Source organism: Streptomyces sp. CB02261, from assembly GCF_001905665.1.
Classification (GTDB): Bacteria; Actinomycetota; Actinomycetes; order Streptomycetales; family Streptomycetaceae; genus Streptomyces.
In genome coordinates this window covers 266,555-281,846 of sequence record NZ_LIVX01000008.1, presented here as the reverse complement: position 1 = coordinate 281,846, position 15,292 = coordinate 266,555, and the positions used below count along the sequence as shown (strand labels likewise).

Sequence of the window (15,292 nt, the reverse complement as noted above, 5' to 3'; positions counted from 1 at the left end):
ATTCAATGCTCCGGGAGAGCGGCTCACCGCGCCTCCGATCTGTGTTGACCTGCGCTCAGGGCCCATGCTTTGCTGGCCGAAAGAGCGCGGCAGTACCCGAAGAGGAGATGAGAATGCGCTTTACCCTGCACAGCTCGATCGGTTACATATCAGACGCAATGATCGAGAGTTATGCGGAACTTCCCATCGACCAATTCCTCAAGGACGGCGACACCTTCCGCTACCGCGCTTTCGGAAGGGCCGCGATCAAGGGCGACCAGATCGAATGGCTCGACGACCTCTCCTTCTTCCAGGCCAAGAAGATCAACCACTACGCCGGCGGATTCACCCGGCAGGCCACCCCGCTCGGCCCCGCGGCCCGGGAATTCACGGAGCGGCTCGTCCGCGACCCGCGCACCCGCGAACTCCTGAACGCCGAGGAGTTCGAGATCAACTGTCATCAGATCCGCATCGTCGCCACCGACGACGAGGTCGGCCTCCCGGTCCCCGAGGGCTTCCACCGCGACGGCTACGACCTGGTCTCCGCCACCTGCATCGCGACCGGGAACATGAGCGGCGGCATCTCCCTGGTCCGCGAGGCCAGGGTGGACGGCGTCGAGAGCGACGACGGCGACATGATCTTCGAGCGGGTGATGGCCCCCGGCGAGACCCTCTACTTCGCCGACGAGCACGTCGTCCACTACGTCACCCCCATCACCCCGAAGGTGCCGGGCCTGCCGGCGTACCGGGACGTGGTCGTGACCACCTACGACGTCAGCGGACGCGGTGGCCTGGCGGACGAGGAATGCTGAACCGCGCCGCCGCGGCGGCCAACGACGACCGCTACCTGCTGCTCCTGGGCGCCGACATCCCGTTGCGCGAGCGAGCGATCGTCTCGGCGCTGCGCACGTACCCCGGGCCCGTCCTGGGGATGAGCACCCATCCGGCGTCGCCGCTCGGCAACCGGTTCTTCGACCATGTGCTCCGAGGGGACTACTGCAACGCCGACCAGGCCCTCGCGGTGGTCCAGGAGTTCGAGAAGGAGACCGGACTGCGGCCGGACGCCGTGGTGCCCGTCATCGAGATGACCGTGCACGTGTCCGTCGCCGTCGCCCGCCACTACGGTCTGCCCACGCTCTCGGACGAGTGCCTGTCCCTGGTCCGGGACAAGCACACGATGAAGCTGGCCTTCGAGCGGGCCGGGGTGCCCTGCGCGCGGCACCGGACGTTCGGCACCCTGGACGAACTGCGGCAGGCCGCCGCCGAACTCGGCTTTCCGCTCGTCCTGAAGCCGCGCGACTTCGCGGGCAACGTCGGCACCGTCCTGGTCCCGACGGCTGAGGAACTCCCCGACGCCTTCGACTACTGCCGCGGCGCGCTCCTGGAGGTCGCCCCCACCTACGACTTCTCCGACGGCCGCTACCAGGCCGAGGAGTTCGTCTCCGCGCCGCGTGAGGTCTCCGTGGAGGTCGCCCACCACGGCGGCCGGCGCGTCGTCCTCGCGGTGACCGACAAGTCCAAGGCCGGGGCCCCCTACTTCTCGGAGATGGGCCAGCTGGTCCCCAGCGTCGAGTCGGACAACGAGGCCCTGCGCCGGGTGGCGACGGACGCCTGCGAGGCCCTGCTCATCGACCGGGGGGTCGCCCACGTGGAGATCCTGGTCGACGGGGACCGGCTCAGCGTGGTCGAGGTCGCCGCCCGCCCCGGCGGCGACGGCATCATGGACCTCGTCGAGCGGGTCTACGGCACCAGCCCGTACGACCTCCACATCGCCTCGTACCACGGCCGCGCCGACCGGCTCCCCGACTTCCCCACCGTCCCCCGGGGCATCGGCGCGACGGCCTTCCTCAAGACCCCGCCCGGCACCGTCACCGAGGTGCGGCCGCTCCCCGACACCACGAGCCGGGAGACCAGCCTCCACCCCACCGCCAAGGCCGGGGACCGCTCCCGGAGCGACGGCTCCTACCTGGCCCGCGCCGGCCTCCTGGAGTACTTCGCCTCCGGCACCGGGCACGATCCGCGCGTCGTCCGCGCGGAGGTGGACGAGCTGGCGAGGATCCGCACCGAACAGATCTTCACCGTGACCGGCGGACCGGACGACGGAGGCACACCCCGATGACCCACCCCTTCGACGCCCCCGACGGCCGCTACACCGTGTTGGTCAACGCCGGGGGACAGCACTCCCTCTGGCCGGCCGGGACCGACGTCCCCCACGGCTGGGCCCCCGCCCACGGCCCCTCCGACCGGGCCTCCTGCCTCGCGTACGTCGACGCCCACTGGAGGGAGACCGCGAAGCGCGTATGAGAAATTCATGACAGATACGTGAATGCTTGGCTACCGTGCCTCCGCCCTCCGGCCGGATACTCGACGTGATCGTGGCGTCAAGTCGAGGACTACTCGTGCGGAGTGTGGGCGAACCCGGGACCGTGCACCTGTGGTCCCTGCGAGAAGACGTCGCCATCGAGCGGGGGGACGACGGCGGCCTGCTGCTCGCCGGGCCCTGGGGCGACGAGCGCATCGTCGACGCGCATCCGGTGCTGCGCGAGGCCCTGTACCGGATGGAGCTCGGGCCCGTCCTGCTGAGCAACATCGAGTCCGCGCCCGGCAGTCCGGTGCTGGGCGCCGGACTGTACCTGGTCCTCCTGCCCGCTCTGCGGCGGCTCTCCCACCTGATCGTGCGCACGCTGGGACTCGCGGACCTGCGCGGTCCGCTCCTCTCGGTGCTCCCGCTCACCAGGCCGGCGGTCTTCGTGCTCCCCAGGCTGGGGGAGACCGAGCCGGTCCGGCTGCACCGGGGCGTGACCCTGCTCCTGGAGGCCAAGGGCTTCCGGCTGGAGCGGGGCGGGGCCCAGCACCGGGTGCTGCTGCACCGCCCCGAGCCGATGTGGGTGGTCGCCATGCTGGCCGCCGCCATCACCCCGGAGGCGGTGGCCCGGGCCCTGCCGCTGCCGCGGACGGTGACGAGGGAGATCCTCGAATACCTGGCGGCGGCGGGGATGCTCGTACGGGGGAGCGCGGGCCGGGAATCTCCGGACAGGCCCTGAGAGCTGTCCCGCACATCGGCAACCGGGCCCGGGAGCACCCCTGTTACGGTGGTCCGATGGCATCGATCAAGGAGTTCCAGGTCACCTTCGACTGCGCCGAGCCGGAGCGCGTCGCCCGTTTCTGGTGCGAGGTCCTGGGGTATGTCGCCCCGCCGCCCCCGGAGGGCTTCGCCACGTGGGACGACTACAACCGCTCGCTTCCGGCGGGCGACCGGGGCGCGTGGTTCGCCTGCTCCGATCCCACGGGAGTGGGTCCGCGCCTGTACTTCCAGCGCGTTCCCGAGGGCAAGGCCGTCAAGAACCGGGTGCACCTCGACGTGCGGGTCGCCACCGGTCTCGTGGGCGAGGAGCGCGTGGCCGCCCTGGAGGCCGAATGCGCCCGGCTGGTCGCGCTCGGCGCGGTCCGCGTGCAACTCCTGCTCGCCGACGAGAACAACGAGTCCTGCCTCGCGATGCAGGACGTCGAGGGCAACGAGTTCTGCCTCGACTGAGCGCCCTCCGGGACGCCGGCGCCGAACCGCGCCGCGCAGAAAAACTGATCCGTGTGAGGTGCGCGTTCCGGGGCATGCGACGGAGTGAGCGAGAGTCGCCGTCCGCGGCCCCCCTTCACGCGGGCGGCGGCTCTCCTCAAGAGGGACCCGTCGTGGGATCGTTCCGTCCATGAGCGGCGACCTGGACGTGAGTGCCCTGGCGATCAATGTCACGATCCCGGAGGAGCTCCGGTGGACCGATACGCGGCGCGATGAGGCGTTCACCCTGATGACGCTCAACGTCCGACTCCTCCCGGACGGTCGGCTCGCCGTGAAGGCGTACGGGCGACCGGTCGCCGGTGGCCGGGGCGCGTACGTCTCCTTCCCCGTGCCCGACCGACCCGAACTGGCGGACCTGGTCGCCCGCGCCGCCGACCGCGCCGGAACGCTGTGGGCGGCTCATCGGGGTCTCGGCTGACGTAGGGCGCGGCTGCCCGGGCCCCGCGTCGAGGATCAGGACTCCGCGGTGCCGGAGCGCCGCCGGTCGCTCTCGTCGCGGAGGTGTGCCGTGCGGTCGCTGAGGGTGTCGACGCGCTCGGCCAGCTCGGGGTGCGCGGGCGCGAGGTGGGCGAGGGTGCGGGTGAGCGGCTCCACCAGGAGGGCCGGATCGCTGCTCGCCAACGCCTCGGACAAGGCCTTCCTGGCGGCTGGGGGGAGGCTGTCGAGGGCGGTGATCTGCCCGGCCAGCTGGCGCAGCTCGGCCGCGTTCCCCCGGGCCCAGGCGGTGACCGACCGGTCGGCGGCGCGACGGTCGCGGGTGGCCTGGACGCGCTGCTCCCCGGTGGTGCCGGCGCCGCCGGGCCGCACGCGCAGATAGCGGCGCTCGGCCGCCTGCCGGCTGGTGACGCCGAGCGGCTCCGCGAGCTCCGCCCAGCTGGCCCCGGCGTCCCGGGCGGCCTCGATCAGTCCGGGCTCCCACGTGGCGAGCTGTTCCCGCAGCTCGCGCAGGAGGAGGAGGCCGGCGAGCGCCTCCTGTGACGAGCCCTGGTCGGGGGAGTCCGGGGAGGGTGCGGACCGGGCCGCCCGCATGGCTTCGTCGATCGCGGTGAGCGCCGCGAGGGCCGCATGGAAGGCGACCCGCTGGTCGGCTCCTGTCACGTCGTGTCTCCTCGCCTCATGTCATCCGTTCGATGACATCGCACTTGTCGTCGTTCGGATGACATGCTACAACGGATGGCAGATGAAGCGCATTGGCAGTCACTGCCTGATCCTGACTGGAGGTGTTTCGCGATGTTGATGCGCACCGACCCGTTCCGCGAACTCGACCGCCTCGCCCAGCAGATGCTGGGTACCACCGGGACCTGGACACGGCCCTCGGCGGTCCCGATGGACGCCTACCGCGAGGGTGACGTCTACGTCATCGCCCTCGACCTGCCCGGCGTCTCGCCGGACGCGATCGACATCGACGTCGAGCGGAACATGCTGACGGTCAAGGCCGAGCGCCGACCCGTCGCCAAGGCCGACGACGTCCAGATGGAGCTGTCCGAGCGGCCCCTCGGCGTCTTCTCCCGCCAGCTGATGCTGGCCGACACCCTCGACACGGAGAAGATCACGGCCGACTACGAGGCGGGAGTGCTGACGCTCCGCATCCCGATCGCCGAGCGCGCCAAGCCCCGCAAGGTCAGCATCGGCCGGGGCGACGACCGCAAGCAGATCAGCGGCTGAGGAGCGAGGAAGCCCGGGAGCGGAGGGCGGAAGCCTCTCCCCCTCCTCCGTCCTCCGCGTCCCCGCACCCCTCGGCCCCTCCCAGGTACCTCCCTCTGTCGTCCCTGCGTCCCTGTACGCGAAGGGGGTCGTGATGAGACTGCGATGGCAGGCGTTCCTCGACCAGGTCACGGAACGAGGCGCCTACAGCACACCCGCGGAAGCCGAACGCGCCGCGCGCACCGTGCTGGCCCTGCTCGGCGCCCATCTCGTCGGAGACGTGCGCGCCGCGCTCGCCGCCCGTCTGCCGGAGACCTTCGCCCTCGTGCTGCTCAACCCGCTCCAGGCCGCCGAGCCCCTCTCGCCCGAGCGCTTCGTCCGCGCGACGGCCGCGTGGATCGAAGGGGCCACCGAGCGCACCGCGGCCTGGGACGTCGGCGCCGTCCTCAGCGTCGCCGCCGACGCGGCGGGCGAGGAACTGACCGCCCGGATACTCCTGCAGCTCCCACCCGGCTACGACCTCCTCTTCGGCCGCCCGGACCCGTCCCGGCCGGCCGGCACCCCCTGAGACGTGTTCGCTCCGCCCGGTCCCGGACCGGGCCCGAAGAGAACGGCGATCCCCACCGGCATGACTCCTCAGACCGAGACCCTGACAGCCCCCGCGCCCCGCGGGGCCACCGGCGCGACGTCCTACACCGGCTTGCTCGAACGGGTGCGCTACGAGGGCGCCTACCCGACGCGCGAGCGCGCCGAGGAGGTCGTCCACTCCGTACTCGCCGCGCTCGGGCGCCAGCTCGTCGGCGACGAGCGGGTCGAACTCGCCGCCCGCCTCCCCGTGGAGGCCGCCCTGGTCCTCACCGCCCAGATCCCGGCCGTCACCCCCCTCACCGGCTGGGAGTTCGTCAAGGACCTCGCCCAGCGCACCGGCAGCACCCCCGCCACCTCCCGCTGGAACGTGGGCGCGGTCCTCGCAGCCGTCGCCCAGCTCGCCGGACCGGACCTCGTCGACCGCGTCATCGGCCGGCTCCCCTCCGGCTACGCCCTCCTCTTCGGGAAGGCCGAACTGCACCAGCCCTGGTCCCGGTCCCGCGCGTCCTGACCGCCCGCCGGCCGGGCGCGGTCAGCCGCCGTCGTGACCGCCGGCCCCGCCGGCTCCGGGCCCGTGCGGGTCGAAGTCCGCGGGCTTCGCCCCGGTGCATCCCGAACGCCCCCTCTCCGACCTCGGGCCGGCCCGGGCCGCGGTGGAGGCCGTCCTGAGGGTCCACGAGCCGAACCCGGCACTCGCGGTCGACGTGCGCTGGGAGCTGCTCGCGGCGAACCGGGCCATGGGCGTGTTCCTCGGGGGCGCGGGCGGGGAACTCCCGCCGCGGCCGTTCAACGTGCTGAGGACGACCCTGCACCCCGACGGGCTCCGGACGGATCCGGAACCTCGCGCAGTGGCGGGCGCACGTGCTGCGCCGCGTCCGCCGCCAGCTCGACCGCACCGCGGCCGCCGGCCTGGCCGAGCTGCTGGCGGAGCTGGAGAGCCACCCGGTGCCCGAGGACGCGGCCCGGACCGCCGTGACCGGAGACGGGGGCCCGGCGGCCGCGGGGGAGACCGGACTCCTCGCGGAGGACCTGGTCGACCCGCTGAGGCTGGCGACGGAGCACGGCGAACTCGCCCTGCTCTGCACCACGACCGTCTTCGGTTCGCCCCGCGACGTCACTCTGGACGAGATGGCCATCGAGACGTTCTTCGCCGCCGACGCGCACACGGCGGCCCTCCTCCGCCGGTCGTCACGGACGGCACCTCCGCACCGGCCGGATGAACCTCCGCCCGCGCGTGCGGGCCCGGGCTCCCGCATGTGACCCACCTCACTGCTTCGGTCTTTCCCTTTCCGTTATCGCCGTCCGGGGCGGAGGCTCTCCCCTGCGCAGGGAACTCCACAAGAGGCAAGTGAAGGACGGACGGCGTGCAGCGAACCACGAGTTTTGAGCAGCTGGCGGATACCTGGCCGACAGGGACGGCGGGATACGACACGCCCTGGGCGCACGAGGACCTCGTCGCCGCCCACCAGCCGCTCGTCCACGCCCTCGCGGCGCGCGCCCTCGACGGCCGGCCCGGCTCCGATGTGGCCGTGCCCGCCGTCGTACGGGACACCGTGAGCCGCGCCCGGTTCGCCTCGGGGGCCCTCCCGGCCCCGGAGTCGTTCCGCCCCTGGATCGTCGCGATCGCGGTGGCGAGCACCCTCGCCCACGCGGCCGCCGGCCACGGCCATCCGGTCCCGCCGGTCGCTCCCGGTTCCGATGCCGAGGCCCTGCGCTGGCTGGACATCGAGGACTCCGTGATGGCGGCCCTGTGGTCGCTGGAGGAGGAGGGGTGCATGAGCCGGTACGAGACGGCGGCCGCGCTGAACTGGTCCCCGGACGACACCGCGATACGGATGGAGTCGGTGCGCGTCCGTCTGGACGTCGCCCGCTCCGTCACCGCCGCCCTCGCCCGGACGCCCCGCTGCCCCGGCCTCCACCAGCAGGCCGCCGCCTGGGACGGCCGGCCCGGCGCCGCCTGGCGCGACGAGCTGGCCCGGCACACCGCCCACTGCGGCCACTGCCTCATGGGAGTCGGCGCGGCCGTGCCCGCCGACCTGTCCGCGGCCCCCACCGAGACGTTCGCCGTCGTTCCCGACCTCCCCGTGTCCTCGGCCGCCACGGAACACGAGGTCGCCGCGGCCCCGGCCGGCCGGCGCACCACCCGCGCGACCCGCCGCCGGCGCCGCCAGGCCGACGAGCGCACCCGCCGCCGCGCCGTCATGGCGGCCGGGATCGCCGTCGTCGCCGTGACCGGAGGGGCCTTCTCGCTGAACGCCGGGCGCGACAGGGGCGAGCTCCTGGAGGTGAACCGGGCCGCCGCCCCCGGCCTCGACCTCCCCCTGGCGAACGAGCCGGAGGCGCTGACCGCCTCCCCGTCGACCGCCTCCGCACCGCCCTCCGCCTCGGCTCCCGCGTCGGCACCCGCCTCCCCGTCGGCTCCCGCCGCCGCGCCGACGCGCGTCCCTGCCCAGGTCACGTCCATGCCCACGAAGGCCCCCCGCCCCACCGCGACGAAGCCCGCACCGCCGCGCACCACGGCTCCGGCCGGCGGCTCCGGCACCACGGCCCCCGCGACGCCGAAGCCGACCGCCTCCACGGGCGGCACGGACGCCGGTCCGGGAGGCGGCCCGCAGCACGACACCGGACAGAGCTCGGCGGCGGACCAGGTCATCGCCCTGGTCAACTCCGAGCGCGCCAAGGCCGGTTGCGGTCCCCTCAGCGCCAACGCCACCCTGACGAGGGCGGCCCAGGGCCACTCCGACGACATGGCCGCCCGAAACTTCTTCGACCACACCGACCCCGACGGCGACGGCCCGGGGGAGCGCGTCACGGCCGCGGGCTACCCGTGGTCGACGTACGGCGAGAACATCGCGAAGGGGCAGAGCACCCCGGAGCAGGTCATGGAGTCGTGGATGAACAGCCCCGGCCACCGCGCGAACATCCTCAACTGCGACTTCAAGGAGATCGGCGTCGGCATCCACGACGACGGCGGCCCCTACTGGACCCAGGTCTTCGGAGCCCGCTGACACCCGGGCGACGCGACCGGAGCAGGCCGCCGGCGGTCAGATCAGCCAGTCGGCGGCCTGCGCGATCTTGATCGCGTCCACGCGGTTGCGGGCGTTCAGCTTGGTCACCACGGACGTCAGGTAGTTGCGGACCGTGCCGAGCGAGAGCCCGAGCCCGTCGGCGATCTCGACCGGCTCCAGGCCCTCGGCGGCGAGCCGCAGCACCTCCGTCTCCCGGCTGGTCAGCGGACTCTGCGAACTGCTCCACGCGGAGAGCGCCAGTTGCGAGTTGATCACCCGCCGGCCGGCGGCCACGTTCCGTACCGCCTCGGCCAGTTCGTGCGGCGGGGCGTCCTTGAGCAGGAAGCCGGCGACCTGGGCGGCGAGGGCGCGGCGGAGCACTCCGGGGCGGCCCAGGCTGGTGAGGATGAGGGTCCGGCACTCCGGGAGCTGCTCGCGCAGCAGGCCGGCGGCGGTGAGCCCGTCGGTGCCGGGCAGGTCGATGTCGATGATGGCGACGTCCGGGCGGTGTTCGAGGGCGGAGGGCACGATCTGGTCGCCGCGCTCCAGCTCGCAGACCACCTCCAGGTCCTCCTCCAGGTCCAGCAGGGCCACGAGCGCTCCGCGCACCATGTTCATGTCCTCGGCCAGCAGGATGCGGATCGGCATGATGAATGTCCTTTCCGGCCGGGTCTCGGCCGTCAGCGGCTCGCGGGCAGGGGTGGGGGCGACGGTCAGGCGGCCGGGTCCCTGAGGGGACGCGGGCCGTCGTCGGGGGTGGCGAGGCGCGACACGGGGTGGGTCGGCGCCTCCGCCGTCAGACTGAAGGTTCCGGCGCCCCGGGTGACGGTGAGCTTGCCGGACGCCGTCCGGAGCCGGGCCCTGAGGTTGCCGAGGCCGCTGCCGCTGTCCGGCGACGCGTCCCGGTAGGCGGGGTCCACACCGTCGTTCACCACGGTGAGCCGGACCCAGCCGTCCTCCTCGACGGCCTCGAGGGTGCAGGTGCTGACGCGCGAGTGACGCAGCAGATTCGTTACTGCTTCGCGGAGCACGGCGGCGAGCACGGAGTCCACCCGCTGGTCGAGTCCGCTCAGCCGGATGTCGCTGCGTACGTCGACGTCAGCGGCCTGGAGCAGGGAGCGGGCCGCTCCCAGCTCCTGCTCCAGCGACATGCGGCGCAGCCCGCTGGAGACGGACCGCACATCGGCGAGCGACTGCCGGGAGATGACGAGGACCTCGCTCACCTCGTCCATCGCCCGCTCCGGATGGGTGGGGATCAGCCGGTGGATCAGCTCGCTCTTCAGCGTGATCGCGGAGAGGCTGTAGCCGAGGAGGTCGTGCAGGTCGCGGGCGAACCGCAGCCGTTCCTTGGTGACCGCCATGCCCGCGAGCTGGCCCCGCGTCTCGTGCAGGGCCTGGACCAGTTCGGTCATGCGGGACAGGCCGAAGACGACGAGTCCGGTCAGCAGCGTGGAGAGGCAGAGGTAGACGGTCTCCTGGAGGGACAGTCCGTCCAGGGTGGGCGGGACCAGCATGGTGAGCCCCACGAAGCCGTACGCGGTCCAGGCCCACCGGCCGGGCAGGAGCAGCAGCAGCGAACCGGCGAGGAAACCGGCCATGGCCCCCCACTGGGAGTGGAACACCGCGATCGGCAGATAGGTCAGCAGGGCCTGCGCCGACAGCGTCGTCGCCCACTGCCGCACCGGGGCCCGGCGCGCTCCCGGGCGTGAATGGCCCAGCTGCAGGACGAAGATGAGGACCAGACAGACGACGGAGGCGATCAGCTGGGGGAGCCGGAGCCGCTCACCCGCGAGATTGAGCGCCGTCACACTCAGATAGCCGAGCAGGGCGACCGTGAGCACGGTGCGGGCCAGCCGGGGGGCGGGCAGGTCCTGGACGTCGGGCGGTGACGCCGTGGCGCCGCCCGACGCCGCTAACCCGTCCTGGTGTGCGTGGTGCTCGTCGTGACGTGGCATTCGTTCGTCCGCCCGTTGTTGCCCTGTCCGTGTCCTCTGATGCTCCCGTGGTGCGGGCATGCGGAGCCGAGTGTATGTGTTTCACGCGAACACCGGAGCGACTACGAGTGGCTAGACGAACAGCGGGACGGGGTTCAACTCCTCGTACGGCGTGGGGCTGGTGAGCCTGCCGAGGGCGACGGGGGTGTCGTAGAGGCGGCCGGGGGCGAACCTGGCCCAGAAGTGCCGGAGCCCGGGGACGATGACCTTGACCACGGGCAGCTCCAGATCGGGCCGGGTCTGGTCGAGGACGAGCAGGTCCATGCCCCGCCCCCGTACGGTCTCCGTGATCGTGGTGACGTCCTCGCGGAGGTCGGTGGTGGGCCGGTAGGTCCAGGCCTCCGGGCCGTGCGGCGGCAGACCGGGGTCGGGTGCCAGATACGGCCGGCCGGCCCGGGTGGCGTGCCGCCACCAGTCGAGCGCGTCGGGGTCGTCGATCCGGTAGCCGGCGCCCTCGGGCGTCACCTCGGCGACCAGGGGCAGCAGTTGGCCCATCTCGGTGAGCGCCCGGCGCAGGGCGACCCGGGGGTCGAAGTGGGCGCCGAAGCCGAAGAGGACGTCTTCGGCGGGCTTGTCCGTGCGCCGGGACAGGGCCGCCACCACCGGGATGCCGAAGTCCGAGGTGAGGTCCAGGGCCCAGACCTCCCGGCGCAGGGCGGCGTAGCCGTCGATCAGCCGGCCGAGGTACGGCTCCGCGAACGCGTCGAGGTCGAGCGCCGGTTGGCGGGTGCGGTTGTACCACCAGAGGGCCACCGCGTCGCGCTCGACCAGTTCCAGGAAGCCCTGGACGAGGGCGTCCTCGGGGCTGCTGCCGGCGGCGTTGCCGTTGGAGTCGGCGCACAGTCCGTCCGGTGACGGTTCCTCGCTGAAGTACAGCATCGACGTGGGCAGCAGCCGCTGGGCCCCCTCGGTGAGCGACCACACGGGCGTCCAGTCGGTGGCCAGGGTCTCGTCGAAGAGCGGAGGTACGTACTGGAGTCGGGAGCCGCGGGCGTTCCAGCCGTTCCGGTCGTGCAGCTGGCGCTCGTGGTAGAGCTGGCTGGTGTTGGGGTGGACGGCGGCGGGGCCGAGGCCGCGGTAGGAGTCGCGCACCACCGGTTCGTCACCCTGCCGGGTGCCGCTGTACCGCTCCACCGCCTCGCCCAGCGCGCTGACCCTGGCCTCGGTCGCCGTGAGCCCCTTGCCGCCGCTGAGGGCGCGCAGTCCGGCGCGCAGGCCGGTGAGGGTCGGGCTGCGCATGGCCAGGTTCTGGCCGGACAGGTAGGCGTGCACGAAGTCGGGGCTGCCGGGGGCGCTGCGAATCTCCTTGACGATCCCGGTGACGGGGTCGACCAGGGGCCCGTACCGCTCCAGCATCCGTTCGGGGGTGAGCGCCCGGTGGCTGCCCAGGTCCTCCGCCGTCTTGGGGCGGGGCCGCGGCACGAAGGGGCGGGACACCCGCGAGGCCACGAGTCCGGGGTCGCCGCACGCCGCGCACTGCGGCAGCCGCACGACGGGGTGGGCCGAGCCGCGCGGGCCGAGCGTGTCATGGACGTACACGGAGTCCTGGGCCTCGTCGCGCAGGCCGGCGAGCCACTTCGCGGCCTCCAGCACCGCCAGGTGCACGGTGAGGGCCCGGCCCGCCGGAAGGGTCGCCTGCGGACGGGGCAGCGGGCCCGTCAGACCGAGGGCGCGCCGCAGCGGTTCCTCGGAGCGGCGGTGTCCCCGCAGCCGGTGGGCGAGACAGTGCCAGCAGGGCCCTTCGTACGGCCGGATCAGGGGCCCGACCCAGCCGGCGGTGGAGCCCACGCCGGCCAGCAGCCAGGGTCGCCGGGCCGCACGGTGGGCGGCGTCGATCTCGTGCAGCAGCGGGGACAGGTAGTCGTCGCAGACCACGAGGGTGAGGTCCGCGTCCTCGCCGGGGCGCGCGAGGCCGAGCCCGGAGGCGCGGCAGGCCTCGCGCACCTCCGCGGTGTCGACGCCGCCGGCCGCGACGACGTGCACGGCGCTCCGGGCCAGCGTCGCGCAGACCCGGGCGCCGTCGAGACCGGCCAGGTCCCAGTACGCCTCGGCGGCGGGGTCCGGCCGGTGGGGGACGGCCGCCGGGGGCTCGGCCGGCCGCAGGGCCAGCAGGCCGGAGGCCTCCAGGGCCCGCAGCGCGTCGAGGGCCTCGTCCGCGGTGAGCGAGGACGTGGCCTCCCGCAGGACGTCGGCCGGGCTCCGGCTTCCGTCGAGCAGGGGGGCCAGCACCTCCGCGGGGTCACCGTGGAGCGCGGTGACCCCGCGGTGCGAGACGAGGTAGACGGCCTCGCCGGGAACGACGGTGGCCCGCAGATGGCTCCTGAACCCGAGCCGTACCGGGGCGGCGGGTGTCCCGCCACCTTCCTCGTTGACCATGCCGCTCCCGTCTTCGGGGCCTAAGCGGCCGGAACGGGAGCGGTGGTGCCGTCGACGGCGGGTGCCGCGACGATGCAGATGCTGAGGAGCGCCGCACCCTGGGTGTCGGGCATGGCGTCGAGGTCTTCGATCACGAGTCGGCGCACGGCGGGCCGATGTGCGCCTGCGGTGGTCGGCTCGCCGAAGCGGACGGGTGTGGCAACGGCGATCGTCATGTCTTCCACTCTCCAAGTCTTTGACGGCCAATTTCCGGGGTAATTCTGCACCGGAGGAGCCGGAACGGAACAGTGTGGGAATCACTGTGAAGGTGTGAACTTTTCATGGCGGCCCGAACGGTCCCCGTTTCACACGCGCCATACAATCGGAAATGAACGTTCCGAATGGATTCTGGAATTCCGTATCGCTTGTCCCAGGTCACGGACGCCCCTGCGACGCCTCCGTGGCTCGCCGTCCGCCTCGCGCCGGCGTTTCTCCGCCGACCACTCCGTATGGCCGATCCATGGCTTGACCACATGAATTCACCAGGCACCGCGTATGAATCCCTCATCCCCGAGCCGTGAGAATCAGAGATACCTCCTGACGTGGGAATCGCTTACAGTGGCCGGGGCGGGAAGGACTCGCCCGGAACGTTCCGCACGCTGGGAGATGGGTCATGACCGGTGAGGAACTCCTCGTTGTTCTCTCTGCCGTCGGACACCCGCAGCGCCTCCGGATCGTCGCCGAGCTGGCCAAGGACCGCCGGTACGTCAGCGAACTCGCCCGGTGCCTGGTGATCTCACGGCCCCTGCTCTACATGCACCTGGAGCGGCTGGAAAAGGCCGGCATCGTGGTCGGCACCCTCGAACTCTCCGAGGACGGCAAGGCGTTGCGCTACTTCGAGCTGGTCCCGTTCGACGTACGGCTGAACGTGGCCGGGGTCCTCGCCGCCGTACAGGGCGACGCCTCGCTCAGGGGTGAGTACGCCCTCGCGTCAGAGGGCGGTCAGTGACGCGTCAGCGGCCGCCCCGAGCATGAACCGACGCGCCCCGCGCGCCGCAGCCGTCCCGGCGGATGGACGTGCTCGTCCACATTCACGTCGCGGAGATTCGGGGGATTCACCGTGCAGCGCATCCACTTCTCCAGCGCGGACCTGGCACGCATCCGGCTGAGGACCAGCGCGGGACCGCTCGTCGAGACGGCGTTCGCGGCGGTGCTCCTCGGCCGCGGCGTCGGCGCTCCGTACGCCGGATGGCGCAGACAGGTGAGCAAACGGCTGCCCCCGCCCCGCCCCGGGCAGGGGCCCGGCGCCGGCGCCGACGAACTGGTGCGCCGCGCGGTCGAGTACGGCGGTACGACGGACGGCACGCCCTCGGGCCCGGCCGCATCCGCCTCGGCGCGCGACACCACCCCCGCCGGGCCGTCGCACGGTCCCGAACTGCCGGACATCTGGCGCGCGGCCGTCGCCCCCTACTGGGACAAGGTCCTGGAGTACCTGGAGGCGGACTGCGAGGCGCGCGGCCGGGCCGTGATGGCCGGAGGCGTGGAACAGCTGCTCTCCACGGCACACCCCCGGATCACCTGGACCTCACCCGTCCTGGAGATCCCCGGCGGCCCCGACGGCGATGTCGTGCTCGGCGGCCGTGGCCTGGTGCTCACCCCGTCCGTCTTCCTCAACCACCGCCCGGGACAGCTCATCTGGCCGCAGGACGGCAGCGGCCGGCCGACCCTCGTGGTCTCCGCCCCGCCGCGCGCCCACGAGGCCGCCGTGCTGTGGGCGGAGCCCGACGAGACCACCGAGGCGCTGGGCGCGCTGGTCGGCCAGACCCGGGCGGCGGCCCTCCGCGTGCTGCGCGCCGCGTGCACCACCTCAGAACTGGCGGACCGGCTCGGCATCTCGCCGGCCGGGGCCAGCCAGCACGCCGCCGTGCTGCGGCGCACCGGCCTCATCACCAGCCGCAGGGTCCGCAACTCGATGCTGCACTCGGTGTCCCCGCTCGGCCTCGCCCTGCTCGACGGCCGCCCGGCCCGGCCGGCCAACGGCCCCCGGGGCGTCCGCCGCGAGCCCCTGGCCCGCGCCGCCGTACTGCCCGCCGTCTGAGCCGAGCCGTCCCGGACGCCCTACGGCCCGCGGTCCGTGACACACGCGAACC

General features: G+C 73.0%; 17 protein-coding genes and 1 pseudogene. 13 read left to right on the top strand and 5 right to left on the bottom strand.

Annotated elements, in window-relative coordinates; translation table 11 throughout:
- Window positions 1–158: 158 nt before the first annotated feature.
- From AMK29_RS36560 to AMK29_RS26450, 6 genes are all read left to right on the top strand, one after another.
- Window positions 159–791 (top strand): 2OG-Fe dioxygenase family protein, encoded by a 633-nt coding sequence (locus tag AMK29_RS36560; RefSeq protein WP_073817742.1) that lies wholly within the window; start codon window positions 159–161, stop codon window positions 789–791.
- Entirely contained in the window at window positions 785–2,098 is a 1,314-nt protein-coding gene (locus AMK29_RS26470) for an ATP-grasp domain-containing protein (protein WP_073817740.1), read from the top strand. Before AMK29_RS36560 ends, AMK29_RS26470 begins: the two co-directional genes overlap by 7 nt.
- Complete coding sequence (locus tag AMK29_RS26465; RefSeq protein WP_073817738.1) at window positions 2,095–2,283, top strand: MbtH family protein; 189 nt, start codon at window positions 2,095–2,097, stop codon at window positions 2,281–2,283. The genes AMK29_RS26470 and AMK29_RS26465 overlap by 4 nt, the downstream gene beginning before the upstream one ends.
- A gap of 95 nt (window positions 2,284–2,378) precedes the next feature.
- Window positions 2,379–3,023, top strand: a complete 645-nt coding sequence (locus AMK29_RS26460) for a hypothetical protein (RefSeq protein ID WP_073817735.1) — start codon at window positions 2,379–2,381, stop codon at window positions 3,021–3,023.
- A gap of 56 nt (window positions 3,024–3,079) precedes the next feature.
- Window positions 3,080–3,514, top strand: coding sequence for a VOC family protein (locus tag AMK29_RS26455; RefSeq protein ID WP_073817733.1), 435 nt, complete (start codon window positions 3,080–3,082; stop codon window positions 3,512–3,514).
- A 169-nt stretch (window positions 3,515–3,683) separates the two neighbouring features.
- Window positions 3,684–3,971, top strand: coding sequence for a hypothetical protein (locus tag AMK29_RS26450; RefSeq protein WP_073817730.1), 288 nt, complete (start codon window positions 3,684–3,686; stop codon window positions 3,969–3,971).
- Between the two features lie 35 nt (window positions 3,972–4,006).
- Here the strand turns inward: AMK29_RS26450 and AMK29_RS26445 are convergent, their stop codons facing one another.
- Window positions 4,007–4,651: a type III effector protein gene (locus AMK29_RS26445; RefSeq protein WP_073817728.1), complete on the bottom strand. Its 645-nt coding sequence runs from the start codon at window positions 4,649–4,651 to the stop codon at window positions 4,007–4,009.
- Between the two features lie 132 nt (window positions 4,652–4,783).
- On the opposite strand from AMK29_RS26445, the gene AMK29_RS26440 reads away from it, so the two are divergent.
- From AMK29_RS26440 to AMK29_RS26415, 5 genes and pseudogenes are all read left to right on the top strand, one after another.
- Entirely contained in the window at window positions 4,784–5,218 is a 435-nt protein-coding gene (locus tag AMK29_RS26440; protein WP_073817726.1) for an Hsp20/alpha crystallin family protein, read from the top strand.
- Between the two features lie 133 nt (window positions 5,219–5,351).
- A complete protein-coding gene (locus AMK29_RS26435; protein WP_073817723.1) occupies window positions 5,352–5,765 on the top strand; it encodes a DUF2267 domain-containing protein in 414 nt (137 codons plus the stop codon).
- A 60-nt stretch (window positions 5,766–5,825) separates the two neighbouring features.
- A complete protein-coding gene (locus AMK29_RS26430; RefSeq protein WP_073817722.1) occupies window positions 5,826–6,296 on the top strand; it encodes a DUF2267 domain-containing protein in 471 nt (156 codons plus the stop codon).
- 94 nt (window positions 6,297–6,390) lie between these two features.
- Window positions 6,391–7,045: pseudogene (locus AMK29_RS38020) on the top strand (MmyB family transcriptional regulator).
- Between the two features lie 104 nt (window positions 7,046–7,149).
- Window positions 7,150–8,793, top strand: a complete 1,644-nt coding sequence (locus AMK29_RS26415; protein ID WP_241845718.1) for a CAP domain-containing protein — start codon at window positions 7,150–7,152, stop codon at window positions 8,791–8,793.
- Between the two features lie 36 nt (window positions 8,794–8,829).
- Here AMK29_RS26415 and AMK29_RS26410 read toward each other — a convergent pair whose 3' ends face one another.
- The 4 genes from AMK29_RS26410 to AMK29_RS26395 form a co-directional block, all read right to left on the bottom strand.
- Window positions 8,830–9,441: a response regulator transcription factor gene (locus AMK29_RS26410; protein ID WP_073817715.1), complete on the bottom strand. Its 612-nt coding sequence runs from the start codon at window positions 9,439–9,441 to the stop codon at window positions 8,830–8,832.
- A gap of 65 nt (window positions 9,442–9,506) precedes the next feature.
- Complete coding sequence (locus AMK29_RS26405; RefSeq protein WP_073817712.1) at window positions 9,507–10,748, bottom strand: sensor histidine kinase; 1,242 nt, start codon at window positions 10,746–10,748, stop codon at window positions 9,507–9,509.
- Window positions 10,749–10,859: 111 nt separating this feature from the next.
- Complete coding sequence (locus AMK29_RS26400) at window positions 10,860–13,163, bottom strand: TOMM precursor leader peptide-binding protein (RefSeq protein WP_073817709.1); 2,304 nt, start codon at window positions 13,161–13,163, stop codon at window positions 10,860–10,862.
- A gap of 20 nt (window positions 13,164–13,183) precedes the next feature.
- Window positions 13,184–13,378 carry a hypothetical protein gene (locus tag AMK29_RS26395; protein ID WP_073817707.1) on the bottom strand — a complete coding sequence of 65 codons (195 nt, stop codon included), beginning with the start codon at window positions 13,376–13,378 and terminating at the stop codon, window positions 13,184–13,186.
- A gap of 437 nt (window positions 13,379–13,815) precedes the next feature.
- On the opposite strand from AMK29_RS26395, the gene AMK29_RS26390 reads away from it, so the two are divergent.
- On the top strand, window positions 13,816–14,151 hold the full coding sequence (locus AMK29_RS26390; protein WP_073817704.1) for an ArsR/SmtB family transcription factor: 336 nt from the start codon (window positions 13,816–13,818) through the stop codon (window positions 14,149–14,151).
- A 111-nt stretch (window positions 14,152–14,262) separates the two neighbouring features.
- Window positions 14,263–15,240, top strand: a complete 978-nt coding sequence (locus tag AMK29_RS26385; RefSeq protein WP_073817701.1) for an ArsR/SmtB family transcription factor — start codon at window positions 14,263–14,265, stop codon at window positions 15,238–15,240.
- The last annotated feature ends 52 nt before the right edge of the window (window positions 15,241–15,292 follow it).

What these genes read in the sequence shown, in the direction of transcription:
- AMK29_RS26395 (WP_073817707.1), bottom strand. Translation starts at nt 13,378, where the DNA reads ATGACGATCGCCGTTGCCACACCCGTCCGCTTCGGCGAGCCGACCACC.
- AMK29_RS36560 (WP_073817742.1), top strand. Translation starts at nt 159, where the DNA reads ATGATCGAGAGTTATGCGGAACTTCCCATCGACCAATTCCTCAAGGAC.
- AMK29_RS26410 (WP_073817715.1), bottom strand. Translation starts at nt 9,441, where the DNA reads ATGCCGATCCGCATCCTGCTGGCCGAGGACATGAACATGGTGCGCGGA.
- AMK29_RS26465 (WP_073817738.1), top strand. Translation starts at nt 2,095, where the DNA reads ATGACCCACCCCTTCGACGCCCCCGACGGCCGCTACACCGTGTTGGTC.
- AMK29_RS26430 (WP_073817722.1), top strand. Translation starts at nt 5,826, where the DNA reads ATGACTCCTCAGACCGAGACCCTGACAGCCCCCGCGCCCCGCGGGGCC.
- AMK29_RS26470 (WP_073817740.1), top strand. Translation starts at nt 785, where the DNA reads ATGCTGAACCGCGCCGCCGCGGCGGCCAACGACGACCGCTACCTGCTG.
- AMK29_RS26435 (WP_073817723.1), top strand. Translation starts at nt 5,352, where the DNA reads ATGAGACTGCGATGGCAGGCGTTCCTCGACCAGGTCACGGAACGAGGC.
- AMK29_RS26405 (WP_073817712.1), bottom strand. Translation starts at nt 10,748, where the DNA reads ATGCCACGTCACGACGAGCACCACGCACACCAGGACGGGTTAGCGGCG.
- AMK29_RS26455 (WP_073817733.1), top strand. Translation starts at nt 3,080, where the DNA reads ATGGCATCGATCAAGGAGTTCCAGGTCACCTTCGACTGCGCCGAGCCG.
- AMK29_RS26440 (WP_073817726.1), top strand. Translation starts at nt 4,784, where the DNA reads ATGTTGATGCGCACCGACCCGTTCCGCGAACTCGACCGCCTCGCCCAG.
- AMK29_RS26450 (WP_073817730.1), top strand. Translation starts at nt 3,684, where the DNA reads ATGAGCGGCGACCTGGACGTGAGTGCCCTGGCGATCAATGTCACGATC.
- AMK29_RS26390 (WP_073817704.1), top strand. Translation starts at nt 13,816, where the DNA reads ATGACCGGTGAGGAACTCCTCGTTGTTCTCTCTGCCGTCGGACACCCG.
- AMK29_RS26400 (WP_073817709.1), bottom strand. Translation starts at nt 13,163, where the DNA reads ATGGTCAACGAGGAAGGTGGCGGGACACCCGCCGCCCCGGTACGGCTC.